The sequence below is a fragment of the Streptomyces sp. genome (genome assembly GCF_031178505.1).
Taxonomy (GTDB): Bacteria; Actinomycetota; Actinomycetes; order Streptomycetales; family Streptomycetaceae; genus Streptomyces; species Streptomyces gulbargensis.
The window spans coordinates 1-12330 of sequence record NZ_JAPSIW010000123.1 but is presented as its reverse complement, the minus strand read 5'-3'; the positions used below and the strand labels follow the sequence as shown (position 1 = coordinate 12330).

At 73.9% G+C, this 12330-nt stretch carries 8 protein-coding genes; 2 read left to right on the top strand and 6 right to left on the bottom strand.

Annotated features, from left to right (window positions below; all coding sequences use genetic code 11):
• Together RIF68_RS11730 and RIF68_RS11725 are read right to left on the bottom strand one after the other, a co-directional pair.
• Positions 1–383, bottom strand: a 383-nt coding sequence (locus RIF68_RS11730; RefSeq protein WP_309051130.1) for an SDR family NAD(P)-dependent oxidoreductase, incomplete at its 3' end; no start/stop codon positions are given.
• A 78-nt stretch (positions 384–461) separates the two neighbouring features.
• Positions 462–2660, bottom strand: coding sequence for a catalase (locus RIF68_RS11725; RefSeq protein ID WP_309051129.1), 2199 nt, complete (start codon positions 2658–2660; stop codon positions 462–464).
• Between the two features lie 504 nt (positions 2661–3164).
• Here RIF68_RS11725 and RIF68_RS11720 point away from each other — a divergent pair.
• Positions 3165–3950 (top strand): DUF5701 family protein, encoded by a 786-nt coding sequence (locus RIF68_RS11720; protein WP_309051128.1) that lies wholly within the window; start codon positions 3165–3167, stop codon positions 3948–3950.
• Positions 3951–4406: 456 nt separating this feature from the next.
• Here the strand turns inward: RIF68_RS11720 and RIF68_RS11715 are convergent, their stop codons facing one another.
• From RIF68_RS11715 to RIF68_RS11705, 3 genes are all read right to left on the bottom strand, one after another.
• Positions 4407–5273, bottom strand: coding sequence for an RNA polymerase sigma factor SigF (locus tag RIF68_RS11715; protein ID WP_375165170.1), 867 nt, complete (start codon positions 5271–5273; stop codon positions 4407–4409).
• 178 nt (positions 5274–5451) lie between these two features.
• Positions 5452–7176, bottom strand: a complete 1725-nt coding sequence (locus RIF68_RS11710; RefSeq protein ID WP_309051127.1) for an acyl-CoA dehydrogenase family protein — start codon at positions 7174–7176, stop codon at positions 5452–5454.
• Between the two features lie 76 nt (positions 7177–7252).
• Positions 7253–7831 (bottom strand): PadR family transcriptional regulator, encoded by a 579-nt coding sequence (locus RIF68_RS11705; protein ID WP_309051126.1) that lies wholly within the window; start codon positions 7829–7831, stop codon positions 7253–7255.
• A gap of 320 nt (positions 7832–8151) precedes the next feature.
• On the opposite strand from RIF68_RS11705, the gene RIF68_RS11700 reads away from it, so the two are divergent.
• Positions 8152–10053: a serine/threonine-protein kinase gene (locus RIF68_RS11700; protein WP_309051125.1), complete on the top strand. Its 1902-nt coding sequence runs from the start codon at positions 8152–8154 to the stop codon at positions 10051–10053.
• A gap of 83 nt (positions 10054–10136) precedes the next feature.
• Here the strand turns inward: RIF68_RS11700 and RIF68_RS11695 are convergent, their stop codons facing one another.
• On the bottom strand, positions 10137–12179 hold the full coding sequence (locus RIF68_RS11695) for a prolyl oligopeptidase family serine peptidase (RefSeq protein ID WP_309051124.1): 2043 nt from the start codon (positions 12177–12179) through the stop codon (positions 10137–10139).
• Positions 12180–12330: the final 151 nt, after the last annotated feature.

The window sequence follows — 12330 nt, the reverse complement described above, 5'->3', positions numbered from 1 at the left end:
GGCCCCACGAGGTCGACGTCGAGGACCTGGCGGACGGTGTCGAGGTCGAGGTCGAGGAAGGGGGTGGCCGTCCCCGTGCCGGCGTTGTTGACCAGGACGTCGATGCGGCCCAGTTCGTCGGCGAGCCGGTCGACGACGTCCGCCGCCTCGGGCAGCTTCGTCAGGTCCAGCGGGGCGACCACGGCGCGCCGGCCGAGCCGGGTCACCTCCTCCGCCGTGGCCCGGGCCCCTTCCTCGTCGGTGTGCCAGGTGATGCCGACGTCGAGGCCCGCTTCGGCGAGCCGTACGGCGGTCGCCCGGCCGATGCCGGAGTCGGACCCCGTGACGACGGCGGTGAGCGGGCGGAAGCGCCCGGGTGCGGCCTCCGGCGCGGAGTCGGTCATGGGTGTTCCTCCTTCTCCCCCGCCGCGCGGGCGGGGCTGGTGGGGACGCGGAGTTCTCGTCGCACGGTGCCGCCGTGCTCAGAGCGCGGCGGGGAACCGCTGCCAGACGCGGTGCTTGCCGAGCAGTTCGGTCAGGGTCGCGAGGACGGCGCCGGTGTCGTCGCCGAGGACCACGCCGGGGGCGTCCTCCGGCAGGCCTGCGGCCCGCAGGGCCCCGGCGGCGCCCGGGGTGCCGCCGATGGCCTTGCCGTGGCGGTAGGCCTCGTTCAGGAGGAGGGTCACGCGGGGGTCGACCGGGGGCGTGTCGGCGGGCAGGTGGCCGGCCTTGGCGTCGAGGGAGCCGCGCGCGTCCAGCCCGGGGGCGGGCGCGCCGACCAGGAACAGCGTGTCGAACTCGACGGACCGGGCCGTGGCGAAGGTGCGCCGCACCATGAGGGGGGCGCCGTCGGCGTCGAGGGTGCCGCCCGTGGGGCCGACGATCAGGGGCACCATGCCGGCCGCGTCCACGGCGTCGTGGACGGCGCGCACCGTTTCCGTGGAGGTGGTGCCGTCGGTGACGATGCCGACGGTACGTCCGTCCAGCGGCCACTCCGCGCCGAGCTGGGAGAGCGCGGGGCTCGGTTCGACGTCGGCGAAGGGCACGGTCGCGGGAGGCACGGGCAGGCCGAGTCCGGCGGCGACTCCCTCGCAGAGGACCGGGTCGATGTTGGCGAGGACCGTCAGGGCCCGCTCGCGGACCGCCTGGACGGTGCACTTGCCCAGTTCGAAGGTGTAGGCGGCGATGATGTGCTCGCGCTCGGTCGGCGTCATGCTCAGCCAGAACTGCCGGGGCTGGCTGAAGTGGTCCCCGAAGGACTCGGGGGCGACCCGCCGCTTCGCCGACTCGGGGACGGCGGCCGGGACCTCGACGTAGGCGCCCTGTTCGGCGCTCGCGAGGAAGGGGCAGCCGCCGTCGAGGGAGTTGGGCCGGTAGGGGGCGATGCCCGTGTGGACGGCCGTCTGGTGCATGCCGTCGCGGTGCATGTCGTTGACCGGGGCGTGCGGCCGGTTGATCGGGAGCTGGCCGAAGTTGGGGCCGCCGAGCCGGCTGATCTGGGTGTCCAGGTAGGAGAAGAGACGTCCGGCGAGCAGGGGGTCGTCGGTGATGTCGATGCCCGGCACCAGGTGGCCGGGGTGGAAGGCGACCTGCTCCGTCTCGGCGAAGAAGTTCTTGGGGTTCGCGTTGAGGGTGAGCAGGCCGATGGGCTGCACCGGGGCCAGTTCCTCCGGCACGATCTTCGTGGGGTCGAGCAGGTCGATGCCCTCGAAGGTCTGCTCGGGCGTGTCGGGGAAGGTCTGGATGCCGAGTTCCCACTGCGGGAAGGCGCCGGCCTCGATCGCGTCGTACAGGTCCCGGCGGTGGAAGTCGGGGTCCACTCCGCCGGCGATCTGGGCCTCTTCCCAGACCATGGAGTGCACGCCGAGCCGGGGCTTCCAGTGGAACTTCACCAGCGTGGTCCCGCCGTCCTCCGCCTCCAGGCGGAAGGTGTGCACGCCGAAGCCCTCCATCATCCGGTAGGAGCGCGGGATGCCCCGGTCGGACATGTTCCACAGGGTGTGGTGGGTGGCCTCGGTGTGGAGGGTCACGAAGTCCCAGAAGGTGTCGTGGGCGCTCTGGGCCTGGGGGATCTCGCGGTCGGGGTGGGGCTTGCCGGCGTGGATGATGTCGGGGAACTTGACCGCGTCCTGGATGAAGAAGACGGGGATGTTGTTGCCGACGAGGTCGAAGGTGCCTTCCTCCGTGTAGAACTTCGTCGCGAAGCCCCGGGTGTCCCGGACGGTGTCGGCGGAGCCGCGTGAGCCGAGGACGGTGGAGAACCGGACGAAGACCGGCGTCTCGGCGTCCGGCGCGAGGAAGGCCGCCTTCGTCACCCGGGCGGCCGTACCGTAACTGCGGAACACGCCGTGGGCCGCCGCGCCGCGGGCGTGCACGACCCGCTCCGGGATGCGCTCGTGGTCGAAATGGGTGATCTTCTCGCGCAGATGGTGGTCCTGGAGCAGGACGGGGCCGCGGGCCCCGGCCTTGAGCGAGTGGTCGCTCTCGTAGAGGCGGGCGCCCTGCGCGGTGGTGAGGTAGGCGCCGCTCTGCGCCACGCGGGCGGGGTCCTCGCCGGTCGCCTGGCCGGTGGGGCTGACCGTCTCGGGTCCCTCCTGGTCCGGCGGCGGAGGCAGCGGCGTGTGGGGTTCACGGGGCTCGTGCGGCTCGGTGGGCTCGTGAGGTGCGTGGTTCGCGGTCACGGGCGTCGCTCCTGTACATGAGTGGGGATCGGACGCTTCGAGCGGCGCGCCGTCCGTCCGGCGGTCCGCCGCGCGGAGGATCGGATGCGCACGCGCTTCTCCGCGTGCCCGATCATGGGCGCGCCGAACATCCCGGCGGGCACTTTTTGTCCTCTCCGCACTCTCCCCTCCGGTGCCGGTGTCCGCAATCGAGAGGGCCCGGGTGCGCGGAGGGGGTGGCGGGGCGTGGACGGCCGGCGCGGGCCCTTTCGTTTCAGCAGTGACATCACCGCATGGACATGACGGGCCTCGCCCCACGAGGGTGACCGCGGACGGGGCGTGCGCAGGCGCCTGGAGCAGGGGTCCCGGGGTGTCCCGCCTCTGCTGGGCGTCCGGAGGGCCATCGAGGGGGAACCGGCGCCGTGGGCGGACGAAGGGTGGAAGGAACGTTTCCGGGGGCTGTCCCGTTGGCCGGGGGACCATCACGCCCCGACGCCCCGCGTCACGTGAACGAGGAGAAGAACCGTGCCGACCGGAACCGAGGCGGCTGCCGCCGTTCCCGCCCTCCCGCCGCTCCCCGCACAGGCGGACCGCCTGATCGCGCTCGGTGTGCACGAGCTCGCGGGAACGAGCGCCGAGGAGTTCCGCGCCCTCGCCGAGAACGCCGCGAGGGCCGCCGGCGGGGAGGGCGGCGACGGTGATCTCCTGCTGGCCGTCCACCACGGCCGGGTCCCCGCCTCCGCCCTCGCGCCGCTCCTGCGGCGCGCGGGCAAGCCCGGCTTCGTCGTCGTCGACATGCCGGACGTCGACGCGTTCACCCCGATCGACACGGTCACCGTGCCGGACGCCCCGGTCTATCTCGTCGCGGGCCCCGACCGCGGGGACCGGATGGCCGACTGGAGCCCCGACGAGGCGCTGCCGGCCCTCACCGGTGAGGGCCGCAGCCCCCTGCTCCTCACCGAGGGACTCCACTGGCTGCTCCAGCGGCCGGAGGTCCTGGAGCGCAACCACTGCTTCATGACGATCGGTTCCCGCCTGCGCAAGCCCGGCGGCACCCTGGACGCCCGCACCCCGGCGATCTGGATCAGCAACGGCACGGGCCGCGACGGCCGCGAACGCCGCGACGCCCCCAAGGTCGGCTGGTGCTGGGCCGGCAACCGCCACACCTGGCTGGGCTTCGCCTCCACGACGTCCCGGCGGGGCCCGGCCGTGGCGCCGCGCCGTGCCCGGGACACGGCCGGGCACGGGCCGGAGGTCGGCGGCGGCCCGGGGTCGCCGTCGGAGCGGAGCTCCTCGGAGAGGACGCGGTAGTGGACCATCGCTCCGCGGAGCCGTTCGGCCGTGGTCGGCGGAGAGGTCCCGCGTCCGCTGTTCGAAGCCCTCCGTGGGGTGGCCGCGGTCCCGCATGAGCGCGGTGACCAGGCGGGTCGGCGGCGTGCACGGCGCCTTCCGGGCGGTCCGCGACCTGCTCCCGAACGCTCCGCGGCGTACCGCTCCCGGCCCCGCGCGGGAGGGGGCGGATGTCCGGGGAGTCGTGCCGCTTCGCCCGGGCGTCGGGCTCCTTCCCGGCGGCCCGCCGGACGCCGGCGTCCTCGACCGTGCGGTCGTCCTCGGGGCCGGAGCACGCACGCAGCCGTCGCCCGCGACGCCGGTCCAGGGCGGCGGCGAGCGCGACCGGCGCGATGGGGCGGGGCACGCCCGGTCACCGGCCGCGCGCCCGTCCGCCGGTGCGGACGGCGGCCGGGCGCCGGCGGGCCGGGCACCCCGTCAGGCGTCGTCGCCGGCGAGCATGCCCTCGCGCAGCCGGGTGAGGCTGCGCGACAGGAGCCGGGAGACGTGCATCTGGGAGATGCCGAGGCGCTTTCCTATCTCCGCCTGGGTCAGTTCCTCCACGAACCGCAGGTGGAGCAGGCGCCGGTCGCGTTCGCCGAGGCGCTCGACCAGCGGGGCGAGGGTGTGGAAGTCCTCGAAGAGGCCGAGGGCCGGGTCCTCCTCGCCGATGAAGTCGGCGAGGGCGGCGTCCACGTCCTCGGAGTCGTTCCCGACGGCGGCGTCGAGGGAGGTGGAGTGGTAGCCGTTCGAGGCGATCTGCGCCTCGACCACCTCGTCCTCGGAGATGCCCATGTGCTCCGCGAGTTCCGCGACGCGCGGGGAGCGGCCCAGGCGTGAGCCGAGCGTCTCGGTGGCCCTGGCCAGCTCGACGCGGGCCTCCTGGAGACGGCGCGGGACGTGCACGGCCCAGGTCGTGTCCCGGAAGAAACGCTTGATCTCCCCCACGATGCACGGCACCGCGAACGTCGTGAACTCCACCTCGCGCGAGATGTCGAAGCGGTCGATCGCCCTGATCAGACCGACCAGGCCGACCTGCACGATGTCCTCCATGTCGTCGCCCCGGCCACGGAAGCGCCGGGCCACGTACCGGACCAGGGACATGTTCATCTCGATGAGGGTGTTGCGGACGTACTGGTACTCCGCCGTCCCCTCCTCGCGTTCCGCGAGTTCACGGAAGAACACCTTGGACAGTTCGCGCGCATCGCGCGGTGCGACCTCGTGCGGAGCGTCGACCACGGGCAGGCCGCCGGTCGTCTCGCGCTCGGTGTCCGTCGTCGTCGCCTTCGCCACCTCGGTCCGCACGGGGACAACCTCCTGTTCCTAGCCGAACGTTGGCCTGTGTCGCCTCGCGTACCCCCACTTCTCCGAGGCACTCGCCCTTCTTTTCGCGAAGGTTGGCGTGGAGGCGTACGCGCCGGGGCCGGCCGGGACGGTGGACGTCCCGGCCGGCCCCGGCGGCCGACCCTTGCGGGGTGACCCGTTACGGCTTCATCTCGTAGGCACCGGAGAGGGCTTCGACGCGCTCCCAGACACGGCCCGAGCGGGCCTCGTCGACGACCGGGCGCCGGACGGCGCCGAGGGCCCACTCCTGCTGCTGCGCGGTGGCGGAGTCCTTGCCGTGCAGCTCGACGGCGTGCGCGGAGAAGTCCCGTACGAGCACGGCGAACAGCTCGTCCAGGACGTCGGTGTCGGGTCCGGTCAGGGCGGCCTGCTCCAGGACCAGCTGGCCGTGGACGACGAGCGCGAACAGCTGGCCGACGGCGAGGAGGAGGTCGAGGTCGCGGCTCTGCTCCTCGTCCGGGGCGGCGGTGGCGACGAACGCGCAGAGGGCGTCGGCCTGCTCGCGGAAGCGCGCCACGTTGGGCAGGTGGGCGTACGCGTCGAAGGCCGGGCGCCAGTCGTGGAAGCGCACCGAGCCGAGGCCGCGGGCCGGTCCCTGGCGGAAGAGGAAGGTGTCGTCGGCGGCGTCGAGCCGGGTGGGGACGGGCTCGTAGGCGACCGGGTCGAGCAGGTGGTTGCGCATGAACTTGAGGATCAGCGCCAGGTTGACGTGGACCGTGCCCTCCAGCTTGGGCAGGCCGCGGATCTCGACGGCCGCCTGCGCGAAGTAGTTGTCCTTCTCGAAGCCCTTGGCCGCGATGACGTCCCACATGAGGTCGATGACCTTCTCGCCCTCGGTGGTGACCTTCATCTTCGTCATCGGGTTGAAGAGGAGGTAGCGGCGGTCGTCCGGTCCCGCGGTGCGGAAGTAGTCGACGGCACGGTCGCTGAACAGCTTCATGCCGACGAGGCGGACGTAGGCGTCGGTGAGTTCGCGCCGCACGTGCGGGAAGGCGGTGACGGGACGGCCGTACAGGATGCGGTTCTGCGCGTGGGTGACGGCCTCGTACATCGCGTGCTCGCAGATGCCGATCGAGGCGGTGCACAGGTTGAACTTGCCGACGTTGACCGTGTTGAGGGCGGCGTCGAAGGCGGCGCGGCCGGTGTGCAGGACGTCCTCGGCGGCGACGGGATAGTCCTCCAGGCGGAACTCGCTGACGTACTTGGAGGAGTCCACGACGTTCTTCACGAGGTGGTAGGCGGGGTGACGGCTGTCGGCGGCGAAGAAGACGTAGCCGTCGGGGCCCTCGACGTCGGTGCGGCGGCCGAAGACGGAGACGAGGCCGGCGGCGTTTCCGTTGCCGATGTAGTACTTGGAGCCGGTGGCGCGGAAGCCGCCCCGGCCGTCGGGCTCCAGGAGCATGTCGGTGGAGTAGATGTCGGCGCCGTGGGTCTTCTCGGAGAGACCGAAGGCGAACACCTCGCCCTGGGAGAGGAGTTCCGCGGCGCGGGCGCGGGCGGCGGCGTTGTCGCTCTGCCAGACCGGGCCGAGGCCGAGGATGGTGACCTGCCAGGCGTACCAGTAGTCGAGCCCGTAGAAGCCGAGGATCTCGTTGAGAGCGGCGATGCGGGCGGTGTCCCAGCGCTTGTCGGCCCCGTCCTCGCCGGCGGCGGAGGAGGGGGTGAGGAAGGTCGCGAACAGCCCTTCCTCCGCGGCGAAGGCGAGGAAGTCGCCGAGCCACGCGCGGGTCCGGTAGTCCTCGATGATCCGCCGCTTGCCGCGCGACTCGAACCAGTCGACGGTGGCGCGCAGCAGCCTGCGGGTCTCCGGGTCGAAGTGCGCGGGGTCGTAGGTGCGCGGGTTGAACAGCAGCGGGTCGGTCATGGCGCCGCCTTTCGGCTGGAGGTGACGGATGGAAGGTGAGGAGGGAGGACGGGGGGCCCGGCCGGTGGCCCGCCGGTCAGCTGCCGGGGGCGCCGAAGCGGGCGAGGGTGGTGAGGACGTCGTCCAGCCAGGCGATCATCATGCGTTCGTAGGCGATGCCACCGCGCAGGACGACGTGCTGGAGCTCCCGCTCGGGATCGGGGGGGCCGTCGGGGTCCGCCGCCGCCCGGGCCTCGGGGCCGGTGAAGTCGCGGACCTCTCCGGAGAGGTAGTGGGCGAGCCGGTCGGTGTGCGCCTGCCGGTGCCGCTCGACCTCGCGGATCAGGGCGGCCGGGTCGTCGAAGGCGGCGCCGCGGATCTTGACGGCGAGGTCGTGCCGGACGCTCTCGGGCTCGATGGGCGCGTGCAGCCAGGCGGCGAGCGCCTCCCGTCCGGGGCCGGCGACGGAGTACTCCTTCTTGTCCGGCCTGCCCTGCTGCGGGATGTCGCGCACGTCGATCCAGCCGTCGCTCTCCATGCGCTTGAGGACGCGGTAGATCTGCTGGTGGGTGGCGGTCCAGAAGTATCCGATGGACCGCTCGAAGCGCCGGGCCAGCTCGTAGCCGGAGCCCGGCTTCTCGAGCAGGGACACGAGGATCGCGTGTTCGAGCGCCATGGCCCCGATCTTGCTATGCAACGAGTTGCATAGCAAGGGTGCGGGGGCCGGTGAGACACGGCTCACGGAGAACCGGCGGGCCGGGGCGTTCCGGGAGGCGGGACCGGTCCGCCGCCCCCCTCCCCCGCCCCCCGAGCCGCACGGGGGGGGCGGGCGCGGGGTCCCCTGCCGGGGGCGGCACCGGACCACGGGGGACGGATACGGCTGACGGTCGTTCAGGAGGCGGGCGGAGCCCGGTCGGACGGCGGGGAACGCGCCGGACGGGTGCGGGGGTAGGGTGCCGTCCGGCAACAGAGGTCCGCACGGGGAGACATGAGTACATGAGTGGGCAGCAGTCGGGGCGGGCCGGAGCGGGCGAGATCTTTCAGCCGCTCGCGGCGGACGACCCCACCACCGTCGCCGGGTACCGGCTCGCCGCCCGCCTGGGCGCGGGCGGCATGGGCAAGGTGTACCTGTCGTACACGCCCGGCGGACGGGCCGTGGCGATCAAGGTGATCCGGCCGGAGTTCGGTGAGGACGCCGAGTTCCGCCGCCGGTTCGCCCAGGAGGTGCGGTCCGCGCAGCGGGTCCAGGGGCTCTGCACCGCCCCCGTCATCGACGCCGATCCGGACGGGACCCGCCCGTGGCTCGCCACCGCCTACGTGCCGGGCCCCTCACTGGCCGACGCGGTCGTCGCGCACGGCCCGCTGCCGGTGGAGACGGTGCTGCTGCTGGTCGCCGGCATGGCCGAGGCCCTGCACGTCATCCACGGAGCGGGGATCGTGCACCGCGACCTCAAGCCGTCCAACGTGCTGCTCGCCGCCGACGGGCCGCGGGTCATCGACTTCGGCATCGCCCACGCGGCCGACGCGACCTCGCTCACGGGCAGCGGCGTCACCATCGGGACGCCGTCCTTCATGGCGCCCGAGCAGGCGGCGGGGAGGCGGGTGACCCCGGCGACGGACGTCTTCGCGCTCGGACAGGTCGCGGCGTACGCGGCGATGGGGGTGCCCGCCTTCGGCGAGGGCACCTCGCACGGGGTGCTGTACCGCATCGTGCACGAGCAGCCCGACCTGAGCGGGCTGCCGGAGCGGCTGACGGAGCTGGTGACGCGCTGCCTGGCGAAGGACCCGGAGGCCAGGCCGTCCGTGCAGGAGGTGATCCGGCTGTGCCAGGCCGCCAACGAGGCGACGGTGCTGCGGCGCCCCGAGGACTGGCTGCCGGCCCCGGTCTCCGCCGACATCACCGCCCGGGTGGCGGCCCCGGCTCCCGTCCAGGCCCCGCCCCCGCCCTCCGTACCGCCGACCGCCCCCGGCACGGTGCCCACCGCACCCGCCTACTCCCCCACCGCCCCGGCCGGCCCCACCGCGCCTCCCGCGCCGCCGGCTCCGACCGCCGGGCGGGGGGTGCCCGTCGCGACGGCCGGCGCACCGGGTACCGGGTTCGGGCCGCCCACCGGCGCGCCGGGGCGCCCGGCCACGCCGCCGCCGGGGACCGGTCCGTCCGCCGCCTTCGCGTACGCCCCCACGCAGCACCGGGGTCCGGGCGGACCTTCGTCCCCCGGCCCGTACCCCCACGGCTTCCCGCCCCCCGGCACCGGCCTCCGGCCCGCGGCGGGGCAGGCGCGGCGCGGTCTGCTCGTGGCCCTCGTCGCCGCCCTCGCCTTCGGCGTCGCGGGCGGCGTGACCGCGTACGTCCTGCTGAAGGACCAGGGGCAGCGGACCGGCGCGGACGGCGGCGCGCAGCAGGACGGGCGCGGCGGCGGCGCCTCGCGGGGCGGCTCCACCGGCCCGGCGACCGGCGCCACGCCGGCTGCGACGGCCTCCGCCGCCCCGGCCGCCGTCGCGCCGAAGGCCGTCGAGTTCAAGGACATCGACCTGCCGGCCGGCTACCACCTGAACCTCGGCGACGAGGTCGTCCGGCCGGAGGACGGCGAGGACGGCGGGTACGAGCTCTCGTACGACACCGGCGACTACCTCGACGCGGAGGGCAACGGCGGCCATCTGGTGCTCCTCGACCCGGGGCAGAAGGGCTCGCTCGCGACGTGCCGCGCGGAGACCCGCTTCGCGCAGGACGTCTACGTCAAGAGCCTCTCCCAGGGGCGCCAGATCTGTGTCACCACCGGCTCGGGCCACATGGGCCTGGTCACGATCAGGGGTTTCTCCTCGAAGGACTCCCCCAGCAAGTACCTGACGCTCGACCTGACCGTCTGGCGGAACGCGGCCGCGGCGCCGCGGAGCTGACGGCCGCCACGGCGGAAGGGGCCCCCGGAACCGGGGACCCCTTGCGCCCTCCGGCCCCTCGCGCCCCGGGACCGGTTCCGTCCCTACACCCCGGCTTCGCCGGCCGGCGCCAAGTGGCGCCACAGGAAGGTGTGGACCAGAGCCCGGTTGTGGGCGGCCTGTTCGTTGTCGCTCGCTCCCGCGTGCCCGCCGCCCGTGTTCTCGTGGAACAGCACCGGGTGGCCGAGGGCGCGGAGCCGGGCCGCCGCCTTGCGGGCGTGTCCGGGGTGCACCCGGTCGTCGCGGGTGGACGTCATCAGGAGCACCGGCGGGCAGCTCCGGTCCGCCGACAGCTGGTGGTACGGGGAGAGGTCCCGCAGGTGCGGACGGTCGGCGGCCACGTCGGGGTCCCCGTACTCGGCGGTCCAGGAGGCTCCGGCGAGGAGCTTGTGGAACCGCAGCATGTCGAGGAGCGGCACCTGGGCGACGATCGCGCCGAACAGCTCGGGGTAGCGCGTGAGCATCGCGCCCATGAGCAGGCCGCCGTTGCTGCCGCCCAGGGCGCCGAGCATGGCCGGGGTGGTGATGCCGCGGGCGACGAGGTCGGCGGCGACGGCCGCGAAGTCCTCGAAGGCGCGTGGCCGTTCGGCGCGGAGCGCGGCCTGGTGCCAGGCCGGTCCGTACTCGCCGCCGCCCCGGATGTTGGCGATGACGTAGGTGCCGCCCCGCTCCAGCCAGGCCCGGCCGGTGACCGCCCCGTAGGAGGGGGTGAGGGAGACCTCGAAGCCGCCGTAGCCGTACAGGAGGGTGGGGCCGGGCCCGGTGGCGGCGGGATCGGGGCCGATCACGAAGTACGGCACGCGCGTGCCGTCGGCGGAGCGCGCGAAGTGCTGGCGGACGGAGAGGCCCGTCGTGTCGAAACGGGCGGGGGCCTGCTTGAGGATCTCCGAACCGCCGCCGATGTGCCCGTGGTACAGGGTGGACGGCTGGAGGAAGCCGGACACGTCGAGGACGTACTCGTCGGAGACGTCCGGGTCGGTGTCCACCACGCCGGCGGCGGAGAAGGGCGGTACGTCCGCGAGGGGTTCGCGGGTCCACTCGCCTCCGGGGACGGGGGTGAGGACCTCGATGTGGGTGCTGACGTCCCGCATCACCTCCAGGACGAGGTGGTGCCGGGTCCACACCTGGCCGGCGAGCGCGGTCCGCTCGTCCGGCGTGAACAGGACCCGGGGCGTGCGGTCCCCCGCGAGGAAGGCGTCGAAGCCGAAGGCGAGGAGCGCGCCCGCGGGCTGCCCGAGCCACGGGGACTTCAGGGTGACGACGAGGTGGTCCCGGTGGGCGTACGCCTCGGCGTCCTCGGGGACGTCGATGCGGACGAGGGTGGAGTCCTCGCGCAGCAGGTAGGTCTCGCTGCGGTAGAAGTCGAGGGAACGGCCGACGAACGCGCGCTCGTACCCGGGCGTGGCGTCGTACCGGCCCCAGGCGGAGACGTCCGAGACCTCGGCCTCGAAGACGGTCTCGGCCTCCTCCAGGGGGGTGCCGCGCCGCCACCGGCGGACCGTCCGGGGATAGCCGGCGTCGGTGAGCGAGCCCGGTCCGTGGTCGGTGCCGAGGAGGACGGTGTCGGCGTCGATCCAGCCGATCCGCGTCTTGGCCTCGGGGACGTGGAAGCCGTCCTCGACGAAGGCACGGGTGGTGAGGTCGAACTCGCGCACCACGACGGCGTCGCCCCCGTCGCGCGACAGCATGACCAGGGCCCGGTCGAGGTCGGGGCGGCGGACCCGCGCGCCGGCCCAGACCCACTTCTCGTCCTCGGCGGCGGCGAGCGCGTCCACGTCGAGGAGGACCTCCCACTCGGGGTCGTCCTTGCGGTACTGCTCCGGCGTGGTGCGCCGCCACACCCCGCGTACGTGACGGGCGTCCCGCCAGAAGTTGTAGAGGTACGCGCCCCTGCGGGCCGTGTAGGGGATGCGGTCCGAGGCGTCGAGGACGTCGCGGAGGCGCTCCTTCAGGGACGGGAAGCCGGGGTCGGCGGCGAGCTCGGCCTCGGTCTCCGCGTTGCGCTCGGCCACCCACGCGAGGGCTTCCTCGCCCAGCACGTCTTCCAGCCACAGGTACGGGTCGTCGTCATCGGTCACATGCCGCATTCTGCAGGCCGGTGGGAGGCGGCGGGAAGGCGGCCCGTGGCGGGCGCGGGGAGGGCCCGCTCCGGACCAGGCTTCTGAGAGCGCTCTCATAAGGCATGGTCTGCGGATATCCTGTCCTCACCCGGCCGGGTCGCCGGCGGCCCGCCGACCG